The 19,079-nt window shown below is 69.9% G+C and carries 15 protein-coding genes and 5 pseudogenes; 6 read left to right on the top strand and 14 right to left on the bottom strand.

Features of this window, described 5'->3' with window-relative positions:
• Window positions 1–325 precede the first annotated feature (325 nt).
• The gene (gene map / locus ACFWVE_RS07630) at window positions 326–1,144 is read right to left on the bottom strand and encodes a type I methionyl aminopeptidase (protein ID WP_384009234.1); all 819 of its coding nucleotides are present in this window, start codon (window positions 1,142–1,144) and stop codon (window positions 326–328) included.
• An 89-nt stretch (window positions 1,145–1,233) separates the two neighbouring features.
• On the opposite strand from map, the gene ACFWVE_RS07635 reads away from it, so the two are divergent.
• Window positions 1,234–1,500 (top strand): helix-turn-helix domain-containing protein, encoded by a 267-nt coding sequence (locus ACFWVE_RS07635; RefSeq protein WP_384009236.1) that lies wholly within the window; start codon window positions 1,234–1,236, stop codon window positions 1,498–1,500.
• A gap of 103 nt (window positions 1,501–1,603) precedes the next feature.
• On the opposite strand, the gene ACFWVE_RS07640 is transcribed toward ACFWVE_RS07635, so the two are convergent.
• The 7 genes and pseudogenes from ACFWVE_RS07640 to ACFWVE_RS07670 all read right to left on the bottom strand — a co-directional run.
• Complete coding sequence (locus tag ACFWVE_RS07640; protein WP_384009237.1) at window positions 1,604–1,750, bottom strand: hypothetical protein; 147 nt, start codon at window positions 1,748–1,750, stop codon at window positions 1,604–1,606.
• Between the two features lie 1,034 nt (window positions 1,751–2,784).
• A pseudogene (locus ACFWVE_RS07645) lies at window positions 2,785–2,937 on the bottom strand (IS5/IS1182 family transposase); the annotation flags it as partial.
• A 291-nt stretch (window positions 2,938–3,228) separates the two neighbouring features.
• A complete protein-coding gene (locus tag ACFWVE_RS07650) occupies window positions 3,229–4,134 on the bottom strand; it encodes a class I SAM-dependent methyltransferase (protein ID WP_384009239.1) in 906 nt (301 codons plus the stop codon).
• Between the two features lie 132 nt (window positions 4,135–4,266).
• Window positions 4,267–5,367, bottom strand: a complete 1,101-nt coding sequence (locus tag ACFWVE_RS07655) for an alcohol dehydrogenase catalytic domain-containing protein (protein WP_384009241.1) — start codon at window positions 5,365–5,367, stop codon at window positions 4,267–4,269.
• On the bottom strand, window positions 5,364–6,773 hold the full coding sequence (locus ACFWVE_RS07660) for an aldehyde dehydrogenase family protein (RefSeq protein WP_384009243.1): 1,410 nt from the start codon (window positions 6,771–6,773) through the stop codon (window positions 5,364–5,366). Before ACFWVE_RS07660 ends, ACFWVE_RS07655 begins: the two co-directional genes overlap by 4 nt.
• Before the next feature lie 8 nt (window positions 6,774–6,781).
• Window positions 6,782–7,534: a (5-formylfuran-3-yl)methyl phosphate synthase gene (locus ACFWVE_RS07665; RefSeq protein ID WP_384009244.1), complete on the bottom strand. Its 753-nt coding sequence runs from the start codon at window positions 7,532–7,534 to the stop codon at window positions 6,782–6,784.
• A gap of 243 nt (window positions 7,535–7,777) precedes the next feature.
• Window positions 7,778–8,037 (bottom strand): annotated as a pseudogene (locus ACFWVE_RS07670) (transposase); the annotation flags it as partial.
• 492 nt (window positions 8,038–8,529) lie between these two features.
• Between ACFWVE_RS07670 and ACFWVE_RS07675 the strand changes: the two are divergent.
• Window positions 8,530–8,684: pseudogene (locus tag ACFWVE_RS07675) on the top strand (transposase); the annotation flags it as partial.
• A 45-nt stretch (window positions 8,685–8,729) separates the two neighbouring features.
• On the opposite strand, the gene ACFWVE_RS07680 reads toward ACFWVE_RS07675, so the two are convergent.
• The 6 genes and pseudogenes from ACFWVE_RS07680 to ACFWVE_RS07705 form a co-directional block, all read right to left on the bottom strand.
• Window positions 8,730–9,263: a 2'-5' RNA ligase family protein gene (locus ACFWVE_RS07680; RefSeq protein ID WP_384009246.1), complete on the bottom strand. Its 534-nt coding sequence runs from the start codon at window positions 9,261–9,263 to the stop codon at window positions 8,730–8,732.
• Window positions 9,264–9,360: 97 nt separating this feature from the next.
• Window positions 9,361–9,957, bottom strand: coding sequence for a hypothetical protein (locus ACFWVE_RS07685; RefSeq protein ID WP_384009248.1), 597 nt, complete (start codon window positions 9,955–9,957; stop codon window positions 9,361–9,363).
• 329 nt (window positions 9,958–10,286) lie between these two features.
• Complete coding sequence (locus tag ACFWVE_RS07690) at window positions 10,287–10,622, bottom strand: STAS domain-containing protein (protein WP_384009250.1); 336 nt, start codon at window positions 10,620–10,622, stop codon at window positions 10,287–10,289.
• 8 nt (window positions 10,623–10,630) lie between these two features.
• Entirely contained in the window at window positions 10,631–11,908 is a 1,278-nt protein-coding gene (locus ACFWVE_RS07695; protein ID WP_384009252.1) for a PP2C family protein-serine/threonine phosphatase, read from the bottom strand.
• Window positions 11,908–12,717, bottom strand: coding sequence for an alpha/beta fold hydrolase (locus tag ACFWVE_RS07700; RefSeq protein ID WP_384009254.1), 810 nt, complete (start codon window positions 12,715–12,717; stop codon window positions 11,908–11,910). The genes ACFWVE_RS07695 and ACFWVE_RS07700 overlap by 1 nt, the downstream gene beginning before the upstream one ends.
• A gap of 360 nt (window positions 12,718–13,077) precedes the next feature.
• Window positions 13,078–14,822: pseudogene (locus ACFWVE_RS07705) on the bottom strand (CocE/NonD family hydrolase); the annotation flags it as partial.
• Window positions 14,823–15,222: 400 nt separating this feature from the next.
• On the opposite strand from ACFWVE_RS07705, the gene ACFWVE_RS07710 reads away from it, so the two are divergent.
• The 4 genes and pseudogenes from ACFWVE_RS07710 to ACFWVE_RS07725 all read left to right on the top strand — a co-directional run bounded on the left by ACFWVE_RS07710 (window position 15,223) and on the right by ACFWVE_RS07725 (window position 18,906).
• Entirely contained in the window at window positions 15,223–16,149 is a 927-nt protein-coding gene (locus ACFWVE_RS07710) for a GNAT family N-acetyltransferase (protein WP_384009256.1), read from the top strand.
• Between the two features lie 353 nt (window positions 16,150–16,502).
• Window positions 16,503–17,402, top strand: a complete 900-nt coding sequence (locus ACFWVE_RS07715; RefSeq protein WP_384009258.1) for an NAD-dependent protein deacetylase — start codon at window positions 16,503–16,505, stop codon at window positions 17,400–17,402.
• Between the two features lie 30 nt (window positions 17,403–17,432).
• Window positions 17,433–17,890 (top strand): annotated as a pseudogene (locus ACFWVE_RS07720) (response regulator transcription factor); the annotation flags it as partial.
• Between the two features lie 593 nt (window positions 17,891–18,483).
• Window positions 18,484–18,906 carry a DUF6003 family protein gene (locus ACFWVE_RS07725; RefSeq protein ID WP_384009260.1) on the top strand — a complete coding sequence of 141 codons (423 nt, stop codon included), beginning with the start codon at window positions 18,484–18,486 and terminating at the stop codon, window positions 18,904–18,906.
• Window positions 18,907–19,079: the final 173 nt, after the last annotated feature.

The following is a 19,079-nucleotide window of genomic DNA, read 5'->3' on the forward strand; positions in this document are numbered from 1 at the left end:
GGCGGCACCGGCCGGTCCGGCGCCGACCACCGTAAGGTCCCAGCTGACGGCAGCGATCGCCGCGTACGTCGCAGAATCCGGGCATGACCTCCTGGCGGTCGAAGCAGCCGTCAAGCACGCGGCACGCCAACCGGGCCCGCCGCAGACCAGCCGACCGTGTGCTCCGACGCGTACTGTGCGTCGCGATCTCTGCGGAAGCCGGTGCGTATGTGGTCGGCGATCGACCAGCCGACCACCCGGCGGCTGAACTCGGCCCCGCTCGCAGCTGATCACCGCGGTCGCCGTGGCGTCGGCCACCTGGGCTTCATCCTCGATGAAGCCCAGGTCAGCGTCCGGTCGTCGATGGTTTCCGCTGGTCTTCCAGCCCTTTATCGCTCTGAGGGCGCCGGGTGAGCACGAGCGGGCCGGCCTCGGTGATGGCAACCGTGTGCTCGGAATGAGCGGTGCGCGAGCCGTCGGCCGATCGGATCGTCCAGCCGTCCGGATCGTAGACGATCTTGTTGGTGCCAGCGGCGAACCAGGGCTCGATCGCGATCGTCAGGCCGGGACGCAGCTTCCAACCGCGGCCAGGACGACCGTCGTTGGGGATGTGCAGGTCCTCGTGCATCGTGCGGCCGATACCGTGACCGCCGAACTCCAGGTTGACCGGGTAGCCGTACTCGGCGGCAACCGCGCCGATGGCCGCCGAGATGTCCCCGAGCCTGTTGCCCGGCTGGGCGACCTTGATCGCGGCTTCCAGGGCGACCTCGGTGGCCTCGATCAGCCGCAGGTCCTCCTCGGCCGGGGTGCCGACGACGACGGAGTGGGCCGAGTCCGCGGCCCAGCCATCGATGCCCACCGCCATATCCATGGTCAGCAGGTCCCCGTCGCGCAGCTTGTAGCTGTGCGGCAATCCGTGCAGCACGGCATCATTGACCGAGAGGCACACCACGTTGCGGAACGGGCCCTTGCCGAACGAGGGCTCGTAGTCCCAATAGCAGGACTCCGCGCCGCGCTCCTTGATCCGGCGGCGAGCGTGATGCTCCAGGTCCAGCAGGTTGACCCCTACTGCGGCGAGGTCAGCGAGCTCGGCCAGCACCTGGCCGACGAACCGTCCAGTGACGTGCATACGCTCGATGTCTTGGGGAGATTTGTGCTCGATCACTGCGGTCCTCGATTCTCCGGGGCACTGGCAGGTATATTTATACCAGGGGGGTGGTTGCCGCCGGACACCTGCGGCTCTAGCATGTGCGCATGGTTCGCTATCCGCTCGCCCCCGAACAGATCGAGGCGGGCCGACGCCTCGGGGCCGCGTTGCGCTCCGCCCGGGCCGGACGCAGCCCCGTCGAAGTGGCCCTGGCGGCAGAGATCTCGCCGGAGACCCTCCGCAAGATCGAGACCGGCCGGCTGCCGACGCCCGCGTTCGGCACTGTCGTCCGGCTCAGCGAGGTACTTGGCGTACCACTGTCCGAACTCGCCATCGTCTGGCGCACCGATCCCGCCCTGAGCAAGGCCTCCTAGCAACGGCCCTTCGCGGTGCGGCGCCGTCGTCGACGGGCCGCACTCGCCACGGGCGCAAGACGGGCGCACACCTCGCGGAAGCGCGAGACTCACCGGGTCGTCCTCAGTGGTGGCGACGGGACGCTCCGCGTGCACGGCTGCCATCGATGGTGCGCAGGGTCCAACCGTCCGGGCCGTGCCGGCACTCGTCGTGGCCGTCCGTGATGAACATGGGCTTGAGCGCGAGCACCGGCCCGGGACGTAACAGCATGCCCGTGCCGGGTCTTCCCCCGTGGCAGACGAAGGGGGCTGTCAAACGAACGGCCCTGTCTCACATGCGGCGGTAATGGTAAGTAGCTGTCGTGGCTGGCAGTAACACTCCCGGACCAGCACGGGTGACGCGACCGTCGACACCGTGCTCGTCCCGCTCGACGGCGCGTCTGCGACTGCTCTCCTCGGAGCTCGGACCAGGCACATCAGCGGTGACGCTCTGTCACCACCGCGTGTGAGACAGGGCCCGGATCTTCACGTGAATGGCGTCGATGAAGGCAGTATGTCGACAATCCGGTCCTCCGCACCGTCGGGCGAGTCGGCGAGTGTGCGCAAAACCTCGATCCCCCGTCGTCCCGACCGTGCCGCACCAGGAGATGTGCGAGCTGTGCGACCCCGTGGTACCTGCGGACCGGCGAGTCGCCCGGCTGCCGGTACACGGCGATCGCACCCTCCACGTCACCCTGCTCCTCCAGGAGCTCCGCGAGACGCTGCGCGGCGTGCCCGTGGTATTGGTCACTGCGTAGGTCCGCGGCTCCTCGATCCGGCCGTGCCGGGCCAACAAGTCGGCCAGTCGGCCTCGGTTGTTGACCGAGGTGGTGTCTCGGGTGTGCAGCAGGGCAACAGTCTGGCCGATGAGACCCCGGCGTTCGCGGATCTCGGCGAGCAGTCCGACGGCACAGGACGGTTCGATGCTTCGCCGGCGGCACGAGGGGGTGTCGCAGTGGCGTCCGGTCTCTGTGCGCACAGTAAGCAGTACAGCGGCCGGCCAGGAGGTCCACCTCCTCGGCGTGACCGAGCTCGAAGAGTCGGCAGACCAGATGCGGAGGAACACAGCCGGAGAGCGTCCGGGCCCGATAGTCAAGATCGACGGTGTCCACGGGGCCGCACCATAACGCCCGACTCCGACACCGGTCGGTCCTTGAGACAGCCTCCGCCCGGCTTGCCCACCTCTCCTGGGACCGGATCCGACGGTTGGGCCGACGAAGTGGCCGGACGCACTTCTCGGGATGAGCGGTTGCGACGTAGCGCATCGCAGCGCAGATTGGCCAGCACCAGCAGAGCCTCCCGGTCCGCGGTGAGTCGGCGCCGACGCGTCCCGCACTCCAGGCGCCGGGCGGACAGCAGACGGGCCGGGTGGTGCAGCGTCGAGCTGGACAGATCGATCCCCGACGGGTGGACAAACACATGAAGTTCCGGACGGGCAGGTTGATCTTGGCCAACAACCCGCCTGTCAGGAGCTTCACCTCCTCTCCAACGCCACCTCCGCGCCAACCGGTCAGCACTCCAAGCGGGTTGGCAACAGCTCAGTGTCTTGTCGGGGCGTTCGGGGGATCAGTCCGGACGCGCGCCGGACGACGGTCCGGCGGGCGGGACAACCGAACGCCGTGCTTCAGCGCCTCGTGCGGAAGCACGAAGGGAAACCGTCAATCCCGGGGTGAGACCGGCCCTTTCGCGACTCTCATCCGGGGCGCGGCATTACACCGAGGGCTTATTCGCGAACACCCACCGGTTGCCCTCCAGCGCGTCGTTCTGCTCGGGCAGCGGGCCGCGTCCGTGCCGCCGGGCGAATTCAAAGGGGGTGTGGACCGACGCGGACCAGCCCTTGTCCGCCAGATCCCCGGCGGAGTCGGGCCGCGGCTCTCCGTCGAAAAGGTTCAGCAGGTCGATGCCGATCTGTTCTTTTGTCGCGGTGTAGAGCGGGCTGTCGCGATACTCCAGCAAGTCTTTCTCGATCTTGACTTCAAAGGCCAGAGCACTCCCGCCCGTACTCAACCGGTCCACCGTGTCGATGAGATGGATCTCGGCGGCGCGGGGCAGGTAGAACAGCAACCCCTCCGCCAGCCACACTGCCGGTGCAGTCACGTCGAAGCCGGCGTCGGTCAGTGCTCCCACCCAGTCGGCACGCAGATCGATCGGAATCGGTACGCGCGCCGCCTGCGGAGTGGCTGACAAGCCGCTGAGCACATCATGCTTGAACGCCAGCACGCCTTCCCTCTCGATCTCGAAGATTACGCAGCCCGCAGGCCATTCGAGCCGGAACGCCCGGGAATCCAGTCCTGCGCCGAGCAGGACCACCTGGCGTGCGCCAGCCTGCACCGATCGGAGAAGAAAGTCGTCGAGGACTCTCGTGCGCAGACCGAAGTAACGCGCGAAGCGCCCCCACAGGGGGTTCGCGTCCCCGTCCGGAACCTGGTGCATCCGGACAGGCCAGCCTGCGGACGCGGATGCGGCGAGCACGAAGTGCTCCGCGTAGACATCCTGTGCCAGGCTGTCTACGCGGTGGGTCTCGATAGCCCGTGCCGCAGCGACCATGAGGGCAGTCACGCCGACTCCTCCGTCCACACCTCCCGCACCGGGGTTCTCTTGCGCTGTGCCGGCCATGTGTCCTCCTTGGGAAATGCGAGATCATGAGAAGAGAGACGGAAGACGCTGCCGAACAGCCGGATGGACGTCAGATGGCCGTCGGGCAGAGCCGATCGGACAGGCAGCGGCGTGCGTCGAAGAGCTCACGCATCAGCTTCTGCTCTCCGGAATCAGGACGGGTTTGACCACGCGGCCCGCATCGCAGTCGCGTTCGGCCTCGTTGATATCGGTGAGCGGGTACGTACGGATCAGCTGGTCGAAGGGAAAGCATCCGGCCTGCCACAATGCCGTCAGCCTCGGAATCAGAAGTCCGGGAACTGCGTCCCCTTCGCAGATGTGGGAAATTCGCCGGCCTCGGTCCAGTGCCCCCGGTTCAAGTGGCAACGTGGTGTGGAGCCGTGCCACCAGCCCGAGGTGACCGGTTGGGCGCAGGGCCCGGAGCGTGTCGTTGATCAGTTGGGTGGAACCCGTGGTGTCCAGCGCGTACTGCGCACCGCCGTCGGTCAGTCGCCGGATGTGGCCGGGCAGGTCGGGCGACGCGGCGTGCAGCGGGAGCGCGTGGAACCGTTCGGCGAGGGCCAGCCGTTCGGGATGTCGGTCGACGGCCACGGTCACCGCCCCTGCGGCCGTGGCCGCCAGCACCGCGGCCAAGCCCACCGCTCCCGCGCCGAAGACAGCGACGGTGTCGCCGGGACCGACGCCGAAGGAGTTCAGAACCGCCCCGGCGCCGGTGAGGAAGCCGCAGCCGAGCGGCCCGAGCAGTTCGAGGGGCAGTGAGGGATCGACCCGGACGGCGTTGCGGGCCAGGACCATCGCGTACTCGGCGAACGAGGACTGGCCGAACCACCGGGGAGCCAGTTCGCTCCCAGCCGTGTCGATGAACCGCGCCGCGTTCTCCCCGCGCCCTCCGAACAGGTTGAGCGAGGCGAAGGAGTCACAGTAGGCGGGAGCCGCGCCCACGCAGTTACGGCAATGTCCGCAGGAGTCGAAGCTCAGCACGACATGGTCGCCGACGCTCAGCCCCGTGTCCGAGCCTCCCGTCTCCACTACGACCCCGGCGCCCTCGTGGCCGAGCACCGCCGGCAGCGGCGAACGGCCCACCGAACGCCGGACCGCGAGATCGGTCCGACACATCCCGCAGCCCGCGATGCGGACCAGGACCTCGCTATTGGCCGGTCCCGCGTCCAGGGTCACCTCCTCGATGGCGAAAGGGCTCTCGTACGAGCGCAGTACCGCCGCGCCGAACTTCACGGTCGTGCCTCCTCCGGGCGGTGCACGACGAACGGTCTGAGATTTCCGTAGAGCCCCCACGGTCCGCCCGCGACACCGACACCGCTCTCCTTGATACCCGCGAAGGGCTGGGCGAGGGACAGTTCGGCGTGATGGTTGATCCACGCAGTCCCGCACTCCAGCCGGTCGGCCACCGCCTCGGCCCGGTCGAGATCGGCCCCCCATACCGAGCCGCCCAGCCCGAAACCGGTGTTGTTGGCGGCCTCGACGACTTCGTCAAGGCTCACGTACGGCAGCACCGGCAGGACCGGACCGAACTGCTCCTCCGTCACCACCGGGCTGTCGGCCGGCACGTCGGCCAAAATCGTCGGAGCGAAGAAGTAACCCGGCCGGTCCAGTCGGCAGCCACCGGCCGCAACTCGAGCACCGTCTGCCAGAGCCTGGTTCGTGTAGCGCTCTACGCGGGCCAGTTGCCGGGCGTTGTTGACCGGCCCCAGCTGGGAGTCCGGGTCGAGCCCGGGACCGACGACAGTGGCCTTCGCACGCTGTGCGAGCGCCTCGACCACCTCGGAATAGAGCCGGACCGGGGCATAGACACGCTTGACCGCCATGCAGACCTGCCCGCAGTTGCGGAACGCCGCCCAGAACAGCCGGTCCGCGATCCCCTCCACGTCCACGTCCTCCAGCAGAATCGCGGCGTCATTGCCGCCCAGCTCCAGGGTGACCCGAGCGAGCGAGGCCACCGCCCCCTCCGCGACGGCCCGCCCTGTGGGGATCGAACCGGTGAAGGTCACGTGGCGGATCCCCGGATGGGACGCGAGGCGGGCGCCGAGGGGCTCGTGGCCCGTGACAATCGTCAGTACGTCCTCAGGGAGGGCGGCGGAGACGACGGACCCCAGCAGCCGTGTGGCGAGGGGCGTGTACGGGGAGGGCTTGAGCACCATCGTGTTACCTGCGGCGAGTGCCGGCGCGAACTTCGCCGATGCCAGCTGGAGAGGAAAGTTCCACGGGACGATCGCTGCGACGGGCCCGAGTGGTCGCCAGCGGATCTCGCTGCGTACCGGGCGGCCGTCCGCGATCCGCTGAGGTCCATAATCCATCTCGGCGAAGTGGCGCAGACGGGCGGCCGTGCGAGCGACCTCGGCGTACGATTCGGCCAGAGGCTTGCCCTGTTCACGGGTGAGCAGTGGCGCGAGGTCGGCCCCGGCCGCTTCCACGGCATCGGCTGCCGCAAGCAACGCGGTCGTACGGGCGACAGGGTCGTCCCGCCAGCCGCGCCAGGCGGCATGGGCCCGGTCGACGACGGCGTCCAACTCGGCCGGCTGCCGGTCGGGAGCCGCGTCAAAGCCCTCGCCCGTCGCCGGATCGACCACAACGAAGTGCCCTCCGTGGGTTCCGGGCGCGCCGCAGGGAGGCCTTGCCGCCATGCCGACGGTCAGCCCGTGGCGACGACGGCTGCGTGTTCCCGGACATGCCGGTCCATCTCCATCCGAAAGGCGGCCACCAACTGCGACTGAATCCGGCCGGCTTTACGGTCGCCCTCCTCGCAAACCGCCCCGCGCACTCCCACGATGTCCGTGCTCATGCGGGCCAGCTCGCCCAAGTCGCCGACCTTGACGCTGCCTGCGAGGGCGGCGAGCAGACCGGCCTCATGGGCCAGCCGCACGAACTCCGCGCAGACGTCCGGCGGAGTGTGGTCGAACAGCCGTGTCCCGTCCTTGATCGCGGTGTCGAGCATGGCCCCGTCGGAACCGGAACGGCGGGCGATGTCGGGCAGTGCGAGCGGGTTGACGCAACCGATCCGGTGGGCGTCCGCGTACCCCGAAGCGACGACGAACGCGTCCGGTCGATAGTCCTTCACCGCCCGGACGACTCCTCGCATGACATCGACGGCCTGTTCAGGCGTCGTGCATCCGTAGAGGCCGACCTTGATGTACGTGGCTCCGGAGACAGCCGCACCGAGCGCCGCCTGGGCCACTGTGCCGGGCTTGTACGGTACGTCCCCTACCGTGGCGGATACCGGCTTGTCCGCCGGGACCGCGTCGCGGATCGCCTTGATGACCCACGGGAAGTTCGCACCGAGCGAGCCCTCATCGGGCTTCTTGACATCGACGATGTCGAGGTGCTCCGCCGCCTTCGCGCAGTCGAGAGCCTCCTCGACGCTGTCCGGAGAGATGAGAAGCAACAACGTGGGCTCCTTCCACCACACGTCCGCCTGCCGAGGGGCAAGGGTGCGCAGTCGCCAGGATCACTTGCGGTCAACTCATCATCACTGCAGTCCGGGACCTTCGGCAGAGCGCGTGGAGTCCTGACGGGGTGTCGCCATGCCATGTACCCCCCTCAGTGCGCCGTCCGCGCCGGCTCGAAGGTCGTCATGGTGCCGAGGACGGTCGCCGTTACCGAGGTTGGACCCGTGATGTCGCCGGGTCGCTCAGGTGGGTCCGGTGATCAGACCGGTCTCGGCGAGGCGGCCGTCCATGAGGTCGCCGCGGTACTGGATGCGTCGTATGCCCCGTCGGATGCGTTGGATGAGGTGCTCGGGGTGGTGAAGGCGATGTTGGACAGCCAGCCGCGCCGGAGCAGGGACCAGGCGTCTTCGACGGGGTTGAGGTCGGGTGCGTAGGGCCGCAGGTAGTGGATGGCCGGCCAGTCCTGTGAGGCGGCGAACTCCCTGAGACCGGCGGCCTTGTGGAAGTACGGTGAGGGCCTTCGCCACGGTGGGCGGTAGTAGGTGGCGCCCGGGATGCCCGCCTCGATGCACAGCGCGGTGATGGTGAAGGGGCCGTCGGTGCGCTCGGGGTGTTTGGACATGATCTGCTCGAAGGCATGCACGATGGTCTGGTCGATGCCCGACCGTGAGGGAACGTCGGCGGTTTCCGGTGCGTGCCGCAGGCGTAGCTCCGACGGGTCGGTCATGTGCGGGGTCTTCGGTGATGGGGCGCAGTTCGGCAATGTGGGTGGTCGGCGCGGCGGTCTGGAGGCGGGACAGGCCGCCCGGCGTGCAGAGCGGGCGCTGGGCCTGCGCACGCGCGGTGGCCAGTCGGGGCAGATGGACGCTGGAGCGGCGCGCGTTAGGGCAGTTCAGGCACATGGTGAGGAGGGGCAGGGGTCGGCTCGTGCGCTGGGCTCGCTGGGCGCAGATCGCAGTGGAGTGCTGGTAGAACTCGCACAAACGGCGAGCTGGTCGCCCGGGACGCGGGCTGCAAGGTCTCCCACCTGCCGGGCCTTGCCGTGCGGCGGATCGCCGACCTGTATCCGGGCGAGGCGAAACCGACGTCAAGGACGCTGCGGTGATCGCGGACGCCACCCGAACGATGCCGCACACACTGGACTCCCTGCTTTTGCGCATGTCACGCCCTTGAACCGGCGGTCTCCGGCGGTTCTCACTCGGGCGGAAGTGAGGTGACGGTGCGGGTGAGCGAGTCGTAGATGCGTGCGGTGACGAAGCGGCCGCGCACGGGCCTGTCATGCAGGTCGGGCGGCAGAAGCTGGTCGTCCGGCACGTTCCACGCCGGTCGGCGGCTGCGGCCGAGGGTGATGTGAGGCTGCCAGGTCTCCGGCAGGAGCAGGGGGTGGTCCGGCTCGCATCCCGTGGCGAGGAGCACGTCGTGGACGGCGGCGTGTACGGCGAGGAGTTCGGGAGCGCGCCGGACGCACCAGGCGAGCACGTGCGTGCGGCCGGAGAAGCGCACGAGGCCGTCGAGGACGGCGGGACAGTCCAGGCCGCCCAACCGCCCCCGTAGCTCCTCCTCCGCTGCCGCGGTCAGGGAGCCGACCGCCGCCAGTGTCAGATGGGGCCGGTTCGTCGGATGACCGTGGTGCCTCTGGCTGGGCTCTCCTCGCGCGGCCAGATGCTCCCAGACGTGCCGGACCCTGCGTTCCGTCTCCTGGTCGAGGAGCAACTCGACCGTGTTCATCACTTCGCTCCGAGGGACCGCGCCGGGCGGAGCCGGGAGAGGCCCCCACCGCACACGCGGCGGGGGCGCGGGAGGCCCGTAGGACCCCGGGGCGTGCTCAGCGCGTGGAACACCAGTCGGAGGCCGACGGCATGTGCGACGACATCGAACGGGCCCGCTGCCACATGCCCTGCGTCTGCCCGGCATAACGCTGCTGTTCACCGTGCAGGGCGCTGAGTACCACGAGGCAGCCGGTCAGCGCCGGTACCGCCCACTGCGCGTAGACGAGGCGGCGCTGGGCCTTGTCGGTGTCGATGGGGTGCCTGGCCGCCTTCTCGACGTCCTCGGGGTCGTCCGAGGAGGCCAGCTCGACCTGCTTGCCGAGGACGCGGGAGTAGGCGGTGACGGCCAGGGCCGCGCCGGTGACGACGGTCTTGGTGAGCGTGGCGGCGGCCGCGCCCTGCTGGGTGGCGACGCGGGGAGCGTCCGCGGCCAGCATGCCGCCGCTGCCGAACAGGTGGATACCGATGGCCACGGCGTTGACCGGCGTCCACTTCGCCCAGCCGGACGAAGCGATCCGAGCGGTGGCCGTCCGTGATCCGCCCTCGGACTCGGCCGCGCCGTTGAGGCCGACGGCACCCATCAGCGACCCACCGAACCACGCTGCCAGCCCAACGTCGTGCAGGCTGCGCATAAGGGTGTTGCGTTCGGACATCGAGGACTCCTTAGCGGGGGGGGTGAACTGGTGGAGCAACCGAACAGCTGTCGTGTTCACCCTCACCCGCGGAAAGAGCCGGGCGCCATCAGGCTTGGTACGAACGGGTCACTCCCCCAGCGAAGGCCACGGGTGGAGAGCGGCACCGCCACTGCGCTCCTCCTCGGTGCCCCGCCGACCCGGCTGTCGCCCGTCACCTGAAAGGATCTTCGCCCGCGGGTGCGTACCGCCGGGCCCGGCGCGTGGCCTTGCCGCTCGGCGGTGAGCGTCCAGCCTGCACCCGGCAGGATGCGCACTGCTTACCGGGTCGCGGATGACGTGTTCCGCGGTCAGCTTGTGGTGGGATGCCAGGCGGCTTCGGCGGCCTGGGCAGTGGGGTGGGCGGGGAAGACCTGTTCCAGGCCGACGATGCGGAAGGTCCGGCTGACACGGTCGGGGACCGCGGCCGGCGCGATGGTCGAGCCGGCTGCCAGGGCGTGGTTGCGGGCGGCGATCAGCACAGCGATACCGCTGGAGTCGCAGAACGTGAGGCCGCCGAGGTCGAAGGTGAGCTGCCGGCCTGGACGCAGGTCGAGCCCGGGCAGCGTGGCGCGGACCTCGGGTGCTGTGTGATGGTCCAGGTCCCCGGTCGGTTCGACGACCGCTCCGGCTGTGGTGGTGCGCATGTCGAGGGTCAGGTGCTTGGTCGCTGCTGCTCTTCACTGAGGGGTCGGGGCACGTGGAGGGCCAGGACGGCGGTGTCGTCGTCCACGCCGGTGCCGAAGGTGTCGAGCAGGTCACGGACCGCGCCGACGGCATCCGACGCGGTGGTGGGGGCGAGAGCGCGGCCGAAGTCGAGGAGGGCGTCGTCACCGTACCGGTCCTCGTCGCCGCCGACGATGCGCGCTTCGGTGAGACCGTCGGTGTGCAGGAGCAGGGTGTCGCCCGGGGCGAGGTGGACGGTGGTGGTGGCGATGTCGGCATCGGGCAGAACACCGATGAGCTGCCCGCCGGGAGTGGGCAAGAAGTCGGCGGTGCCGTCCGCGCGCATCAGCAGGGCCGGGGGGTGCCCGCCGCTGGCCAGCGTGACGCGGAAGCCTCCCCGGTCGGTCTCGGGGGTGAGCAGGCCGAAGACGACGGTGCAGAAGCGGGGGTCGTGGCCGTTGTGCTCGTGGTTCAGGACGGTGTTGAGGTTGGCGAGGACAGCGGCCGGGTCGGGGTTGTAGACGGCGGCGGCGCGCAGGGTGTAGCGGGCCAGGGAGGTGATGGCCGCGGCAGTGGCGCCTTTACCGCATACATCGCCCAGAAACAGTCCCCAGGTGCCGGCGGCCAGGGGGAAGAGGTCGTAGAAGTCGCCGCCGACCTCGTCGACGGAGGCGATGTGGTAGTGCGCGGCCACGTCCAGACCCGGCACGCTGGCCAGCGTCGGCGGCAGCAGCGTCTTCTGCAGGGTGGCAGCCAGGAGCTTCAGGCGGTCGCGCTCCTGGTCGGCTTCCTTGCGGGCACGCAGCAGCTCCTCTTCGTAAGCCCGGCGGTCGCGGGCATCGACAACGGTGGTGCGGATCAGCAGGGGCTGCCCGTCGCTGCCCTTTCTGACCGTAGAGGTGACCATGACCGGCAGGCGGGAGCCGTCGGCGGCCCTGAGTTCCAGAGCGATGCCGCTGACCTCGCCCTGCATCCTCAGCAGCGGGGCGAAGTGGGTCTCGTGGTAGAGCCGGCCGCCGACGGTCAGCAGGTCGGAGAAATACTTGCGGCCCACCAGGTCACCGCGCTCGTAACCGAGCCAGGCCAGCAGGGTGGTGTTGATCTTCGCGATCCCGCCGTCCAGCAGGGTGGACAGGTAGCCGCAGGGCGCGTGCTCGTACAGGTCCTCGGCACTGTCCTCCAGCAGCGCGGAGAACTGCGCCGACTCATCCGCCGGCCCACGCTCTCCTTTCGGACCGCCCTCTTCACCGTCGTTGATCTTGCACATCACCCGGTGGCTCCCGCAAACGAGGCGATCGCTGCGGCGGTCTCCTCCGGGGCGGCGAGCTGGGGGCAGTGCCCCGTCGCGTTCAGTGTGACCAGCCGGCTTCCCGGTATCTGCGCATGCACGAACGCGCCCACCTCCGGCGGGGCGATCGCATCACGCGAGCACTGAGCGACCAACGTCGGTACCTTCACCACCGCGAGATCGGACCGGTTGTCGGACAGAAACGTCACTCTGGCAAATACCCGGGCGATGTCCGGGTCGGTGCGGCAGAAGCTGTTGGTCAGCTCCTCACCCAGCTCCGGACGGTCCGGGTTGCCCATCATCACCGGTGCCATGGCGCCCGACCAGCCCAGGTAGTTCGCGTCCAGCGATTCCAGCAGCTCATCGATGTCCTCGGCGCTGAACCCGCCCCGGTAACCGGCCTCCGGATCGTCGATGAAACACGGCGAGGGGGCGAGCAGCACCAGCCCGGCGAACGCCTCGGGCTCCCGCGCGGCGGCCAGCACCCCCATCATCGCGCTCACCGAATGCCCCACGAACGTGACGGGGCCGAGCCCCAGCTCCCGGCACAGCTCCAGCACATCGTCGGCATAGCCCTCCAGCGACGAATAGCGCTCCCGGCTCCAAGCCGACAGCTCCGAATTCCCCGCACCCACGTGATCGAAGAGGACCACGGTGAAGTCCCGCTCCAGTAGCGGCACCACCAGACGCCACATGTTCTGGTCGCAGCCGAACCCGTGCGCCAGCACCACCACCGGCCCGCCGACCCGTCCGGTCACCGTCACGTGGTTCCTGCTGCGCACATCCATGCACTCCATCCTCGCAGACAGCATCCATGCGATCGCGTCTCTCACACCCGCAGTACGCCCGGTCCCTTCGTACGGTGCGGCGGCAGCGGGATCGCTCGGCAGCGCGGCGCACACCTGGTCAAGGCCCGCATCGCCTCCCGGGCCGTCGTCGTCGCCACCGGCGTCACCCAGGACGGTGCCCGCCGGCAATGACGAGCCCGGGGTACTGCGGATGTTCTACGACCGGGCCGCGGACCCAGGGCGATCCCGACGGCGGGTCGAGCAGCTCGCGCAGCATGGGCGAGGTGCTCGACGCCCGCCGGCGGCACTCCGCTGCCCCGGCCACCGGCGGTGCCTGTCGGTTCCCTCTCGGCCTGCAGGTCAGAGAAGGTCGCGGGCGATGGTCTCGTTCCACGTGCGGGAGAACACACGGCGCCCGCCCTCGTATCCGTCGAGGGTGGCGTCCACGAAGAACTGTGTCTCGTCGCACGTGAGCCGGGTGTGCGTCTCCACCCGCACATCCCAGTCGTCGCGCCGGAAGCGCATGGTCCAGGTGGCCTCACCGGTGGCGGACGTGAAGTCCTCGGCGACGGAGGCGCAGCGTTCGCCGGCCCGGCGGCCGACCTCCAGGCCGATGTCCTCGAAGCGGACCAGGCCCCGGTCCTTGACGATCTCCAGCTCGGCGTTGTATCCGACAAGGTCACGCGTGAGCAGCCGGCGCTCCTCCGGGCCCGTCAGCTGAGTGGCGTCCAGCGGCGGGGTGCCCTCCGGCTCGCCGAACGCGTTGTGTGGCAGCCCGTCGGGCGTGGTCACGGAACGGACGGGCAGTGTGAGCGTGCTGGCCCCCTCGTACACGCTCAGCAGCACCGGTCGGGGCGGTGGCCAGGCCAGGGGCCAGTACGACGTGGAGAGCGACAGCCGGATGCGGTGTCCGCACGGAAAGGACTGCGCCACGGCGTTGAGGTCGACAGTGGCCCGGTAGCGGCGGGCGGGCTCCAGCGCCTCGGGGTCGGCCCTGCCGTCGAGCCGGGTGAGGTTCAGGACACCGTACGAGACACGGGTGGCGCTGCCGTCCGGCGCCACGTCGGACAGCCTCGCGGCGACCATCGCGACCGGTTCGCTGACGGACACGTCCAGTTCGACGGTGACAGGGCCCAGGATCTCCACCGGTTCGGTGAGCGGTTCGGTGTCGAACACCAGCGAGCCGCCGTCCTTCTCACGCTGGTCGTACGGGAGGTCCGGAGGCGCGTTGTACGAGGCCCACTTGCCCGCGAACCGGCCGACGGACAGCGGGGACTGCACCGCCATCGGCTCCCTCTCCCCGTCGCCGCCCGCAGGCTTCGCCGCAGTGTCGCCCGGTGCGCCGATGCGGTGCCGGGTGAGCGGGTACGTCACGCGCTCGACGTTCGGCGACGGCCGGCTCGGCTCGCCGACCCGACGGCCCGGCCGTTCCTCGTACGATGCCGAGGGCGGCACACTCTCCTGCATCCAGGTCCGGAGCATCGGGCCGTCCATGACGCCGTTGTCGGCTCCCTTGAGCCAGTGGTCCCACCAGCGCACGACCTCCTGGAGGTAGCCGATGGCCGGGCCTGGCTCGCCCAGGTGCGGGAACTTGTGCGACCAGGGCCCGATCAGCTCCTTGCGCGGTACATCGAGATGGCCGAGCAGCCGCATCACCGCGTTCGAGTACCCGTCGGCCCACCCACTGGACGCGAGCACCGGGCAGCGCACGGCTTCGTAGTCCTCGCAGACCGAGGCGTGCCGCCAGTACTCGTCTCGGCGCTGGTGACGCAGCCACTCCACCACCCATGGCCGGGTGTTCTCCAGCCGTTCGTGCCACATCTCGCGCCAGCGCTCCCCGACCACGGCCGGATCGGGCGGACAGGTGGCGTAGGCGAACATGGTGCCCGCCTCGGCCAGATTGTCGGACAGCATGACGCCGCCCATGTAGTCATGTCGTCGGCGTAGCGGTCGTCGGTGAAGGAGGCGATGACGATCGCCCGCAGGCTCGGCGGCTGCCGGGCCGCGACCTGGAGCGCCGCGAACGCGCCCCAGGACAGGCCCATCATGCCGGTGGCGCCGTCGCACCAGGGCTGGTCGGCGATCCGGGCGAGGACGTCCTCCGCTTGACTCGCGCTGTTTGCGGACTCGCGTCGTCGTCTAACCCGGGAGACGCCTGGCAATCAAAATGGTCGCCGGCAGTCGGCACGCGTCCCCCAGGCAGGCTCGTCTTCACACTCTCGTCCGGCGGACTGCGCCTGGCGCGGCACACGCGTGGTGCTGTCGTCAGCCGCCCCCGTACGGCCGGGCCGCCCACGCCACCGATCCGCCGTCTTCCGGAGCGCACGCGCCACTGACGTCAGTCGCTCCACGGTGGTCTCGTCAGGGTCCTGACCGAAGGGGCCGGGTCCGGTGAAGCGGCCCACGACGGAGGCGTAGGAGCCGGCCCCCACCCCCTCCCCCGGCGCGGGTGCCAGCCGGAAAAGCCATTGCGGCCCGCGCCTCTTTTCCGGACCCTTGGCTGTCATGCACTACTCCCTGCGGCCTGCCGCGCTCACGGACGCGCCCGCCATCACCGAACTGCTCAACAAGGTCGACGAGATCGAGATCGGCCGGCCCGAGACCGACCTGCACACTGTGCAGGCCGACCTGAAGCACCCCGGGACCGATCTGGAGCGCGACTCGTGGCTCGTGTGGGACGGGGACGTGCTGGTGGCCTACGGGTTGCTGTGGGACGAGTCCGGCGGCGACCGCATCGACATCGACCACTACGTGCTGCCCGGCCATCAGCGGCCCGGTGCGCACCTGCTGGAGGTGATGGAGGCCAGGGCGCTGGAGAAGGCACGGGAGAACGGCGCCGAGCGAGCCGTGGTCCACCTCCACCTCAACGTGACGCCCACCCTCGACACACAGCTGCTTCTCACGCGGGGCTGGCAGGTCGTACGGCGATATCACGTGAAGCACCGTCCGCTGGACCCCGCACAGGACGTGGTGCCCGAGGTACCCGCCGGCATGCGGATACGCAACTGCGGCGCCGAGGAGGACCGGGCTCGCGTCCACGCACTCCACCAGGCGTCCTTCGCCGACCACTTCGACTTCCAGCCGCGCGCGTACGACCAGTGGCTGCACGACGTCGATGCCGACGCGCTGGACTGGTCCCTGGTGTGGATCGTCTCCACCGACGAGCTGGGGGACGCCGGGTTCCTGCTGGCGCGCAACGACAGGGAGGCCATGGGGTGGATCCCCAGCCTCGGTGTCCTGGCCGGGGCCCGCGGCCTGGGCCTGGGTGGTTTCCTGCTCCGGTACGCCTTCGCGGCCTTCGCGGCACGGGGCCGGGACACCGTCGGGCTCGGGGTGGACACCGCGAACGCCACCGGGGCTTCCCGGCTGTACGACCGCCACGGGATGACGACCCATTTCGCCGTCGACACCTGGGAAACCGTCCTGAGCTGAGACGGCCGTCGGCCCCGCATCCTGCCGGGTCGGCAGTCCGTATGGTCAGAGCTCCCAGGGGTTCTCGCCCGTAGCGAGCCGGCCGTGGGTTCGGCGTCGCGGCGTCCCCGCCGTACTCCGGTTTCCGGCGCCGCAGTGCCTCCACGGTGAAGCCCGCGGCGGTGGCCATCGCGCGCGGAACGCCGGATTGTTGACGCGGCGGTCCGGATGCAGCCGGAACAGCTCCGCGTCGTCGGTTGTCCAGCAGGCCAGGGCAATCGCGTCGGCGCCGATCGCGACCGGTAGAGGTGGCCCGCAACGGCGCCAAGGACATCGCTGGCGGGTGGCGGCCACCTGTTCCGTACCCTGGCGGTATGCGCATGCGTCCCACTCTGAGCTGGCTCCCTGCCGAGGACCTGTTGCCGGGCACCACGGATCTGGAGCCGGTCGCCGATGCGCTGAGCACCGGCGGTGTGCTGGTACTCAGCGGAGCGGGCATCTCCACGGAGTCCGGCATCCCCGACTACCGGAGCGAGGGCGGGAGCCTGAGCAGGCACACTCCGATGACCTACCAGGACTTCACCGCCGGCGCCCAGGCCCGGCGCCGGTACTGGGCGCGCAGCCACCTCGGCTGGCGCACCTTCGGCCGCGCCCGCCCCAACGCCGGGCACCTGGCCGTGGCCGCGTTCGCGCGGCACGGCCTGCTCACGGGTGTGATCACCCAGAACGTCGACGGCCTGCACCAGGGCGCCGGCAGCGAGGGCATCGTGGAACTCCACGGAAGCCTGGCCCGGGTCGTCTGCCTTTCCTGCGGCGCCCTGAGCCTGCGCAGCGAACTCGCCCGACGGCTGGAGGAGGCCAATGCGGGCTTCGAGCCGACGGCTGCCGGAATCAACCCGGACGGTGACGCCGACCTCACCGACGAACAGGTCAAGGGCTTCCGCGTGCTGCCCTGCACGGTCTGCGACGGCATCCTCAAGCCGGACGTGGTGTTCTTCGGCGAAGCCGTTCCGCCACGGCGGGTCGAGCACTGCCGCACGCTGGTCCGTGAGGCGGCCTCGCTGCTGGTTCTGGGCTCCTCACTGACGGTGATGTCCGGGCTCCGGTTCGTCCGCCACGCAGCTCAGGCCGGAAAGCCCGTACTGATCGTCAACCGGGACCCCACCCGGGGCGACCGGCACGCCGTCACCCGGGTCGCGCTCCCTCTGGGAACGGCCCTCACCACCCTGGCCACCCAACTGAACATCTCCGTCGACGACGAGTTGACGGCCTGAATGAGGCGGTGACGGGAGCGTCACGGACTCATCGAGCCGGTCCCTTGTATCGAGGCAGGGCCCCAACACCAAGCGCGCTGCGGCGACGGGCAGGCCTTGGTCGGGCTCGCCGGGCAATTGCGCCCGGACGTGGTGGTGGACGTACGCATGCCGGTGCTCGACGGCATCAAGGCCACCGGTCTGCTCGCCGGTGACGGGGTGCCCCCGTCAAGGTGTTCGTGGTGACCACGTTCAACCCGGGCGAGTACGTCCACGAGGCGCTGCGCGCCGGGGCGGGCGGATTCCTGCCCAAGGACTCACCGCCGGCCCAACTGCTGCACGGCACAGAAACGGTGGCCACCGATGCGGCGTCACCGGACCCGCAGGTGACGCGCCGACCGGTGGGCAGATACGCCACCCGGATCCGGCCCGCCAAGGACGGCGCACGACACTCCGCTGACCGCCGTGAGCCGGAGGTCCTCCGCCTCATCGCGGACGGCCTCTCCCACAGACGAGATCGCCGCAGCTCTCCTGACAGGCGACGGCGCCCTCGTTCCGAGGGTGGACCGGTCGGATGCCCCGATCCCTCGATGTCCGGCACCGTGCTCGCGGCCATCGCGCAGGGTGCCAAACGACCGACCCTGGGCGAGAGGGTGTTCGAGTACGGTGCCGGGCAGTAGCTGGTGGTGTCCGTCGATCTGCCCGTGGCCGGGCAGTTCACCCGGGCCGCCCCCGAGCAGTCGACGCTGGGGTTCGCCTGCGGCGCACGTGCTCGTGTCCCGGCTCGCGCTGCCCGCTCCTCCTGCCCTTTCGGCACTCGTCGCCGGCCGGCCGGCGTCGGCCGGGTGGCAGGGTGTGCAGGAGCGGGAGCAGTCGGCCTCCTCCAACAGGAGCGCGATGCACCGGCGCGGTGCAGGGCCGGTGTCAGCGGCGATTCGTCAGCCCGTCACCAGTCAGGCATGTGACGCGCGGTAACGGGAGACCCGGAATCCCGCGCGGCGGGCATGGACGGCCGACGGCCGGTCGGGGGCGGTCGTGAGACGGCCGATGGAGGGTATAGGGGTGCCGTCAGGACAAGAGCTTCTCCCGTGAGGAACCGAAGATGACCGATGACGCCTACCTCGTCCTGCTGAACGGCACGGCCGTAACGCTCGGCGTGCCCCCCGCGGCCGTCGGGGAACTGGCCTGCATGGAGACCCCAGCGGTCCAGGCGTGGCTGCAAGCGCAGGGGGTCACCGCGACGTCCCCCGGGCTACGACTGGTGCCGCCGGAGGAGACGGCAGCCCTTCCCGACGATGCCGAGCGGCTGCCCGTCCCCCTCGGGGAAGAGGAATTGAGCCACGTACGCCGGCATGCCGCGCCGCACGACGTCGCCCGGCTGGAGGAGGAACTACTGACCTACCGTTCCCACTCGGACGGCAGGGACGCGCTGCTCGCCCGTGCCCTGGCAGCCGGGGTGCCGGCGCACCGCATCGCGGAACTGACCGGTGAAGACCTGACCGTCGTCAAGGCGTTGGCGCACTGACACCGTCCTCACCGGGCCGTGACCGCGACCGGACGCCGGCCGACGGTGACGCGCCGCAGACCGGTGCCCCCTCCTGCGGCCGCCGCGGCCTCGCTCGGATGTCCTCGCGTCGGCAGGCACAGTGATGCGACGTCAAACACCATTCCCCATAAGCGTTTTCGTTGCAGACAAGG

Source organism: Streptomyces sp. NPDC058632 (assembly GCF_042717095.1).
In the GTDB taxonomy this organism is placed as follows: Bacteria; Actinomycetota; Actinomycetes; order Streptomycetales; family Streptomycetaceae; genus Streptomyces.

Bases quoted from the DNA above. Each gene is read 5' to 3' on its own strand.
- ACFWVE_RS07680 (WP_384009246.1), bottom strand. From the start codon at position 9,263: ATGAACACGGTCGAGTTGCTCCTCGACCAGGAGACGGAACGCAGGGTC.
- ACFWVE_RS07700 (WP_384009254.1), bottom strand. From the start codon at position 12,717: ATGGATGTGCGCAGCAGGAACCACGTGACGGTGACCGGACGGGTCGGC.
- ACFWVE_RS07715 (WP_384009258.1), top strand. From the start codon at position 16,503: ATGCGCATGCGTCCCACTCTGAGCTGGCTCCCTGCCGAGGACCTGTTG.
- ACFWVE_RS07710 (WP_384009256.1), top strand. From the start codon at position 15,223: ATGCACTACTCCCTGCGGCCTGCCGCGCTCACGGACGCGCCCGCCATC.
- ACFWVE_RS07725 (WP_384009260.1), top strand. From the start codon at position 18,484: ATGACCGATGACGCCTACCTCGTCCTGCTGAACGGCACGGCCGTAACG.
- ACFWVE_RS07690 (WP_384009250.1), bottom strand. From the start codon at position 10,622: ATGCGCACCACCACAGCCGGAGCGGTCGTCGAACCGACCGGGGACCTG.
- ACFWVE_RS07695 (WP_384009252.1), bottom strand. From the start codon at position 11,908: ATGTGCAAGATCAACGACGGTGAAGAGGGCGGTCCGAAAGGAGAGCGT.
- ACFWVE_RS07660 (WP_384009243.1), bottom strand. From the start codon at position 6,773: ATGGCGGCAAGGCCTCCCTGCGGCGCGCCCGGAACCCACGGAGGGCAC.
- ACFWVE_RS07635 (WP_384009236.1), top strand. From the start codon at position 1,234: ATGGTTCGCTATCCGCTCGCCCCCGAACAGATCGAGGCGGGCCGACGC.
- ACFWVE_RS07650 (WP_384009239.1), bottom strand. From the start codon at position 4,134: ATGGCCGGCACAGCGCAAGAGAACCCCGGTGCGGGAGGTGTGGACGGA.
- ACFWVE_RS07640 (WP_384009237.1), bottom strand. From the start codon at position 1,750: ATGCTGTTACGTCCCGGGCCGGTGCTCGCGCTCAAGCCCATGTTCATC.
- ACFWVE_RS07685 (WP_384009248.1), bottom strand. From the start codon at position 9,957: ATGTCCGAACGCAACACCCTTATGCGCAGCCTGCACGACGTTGGGCTG.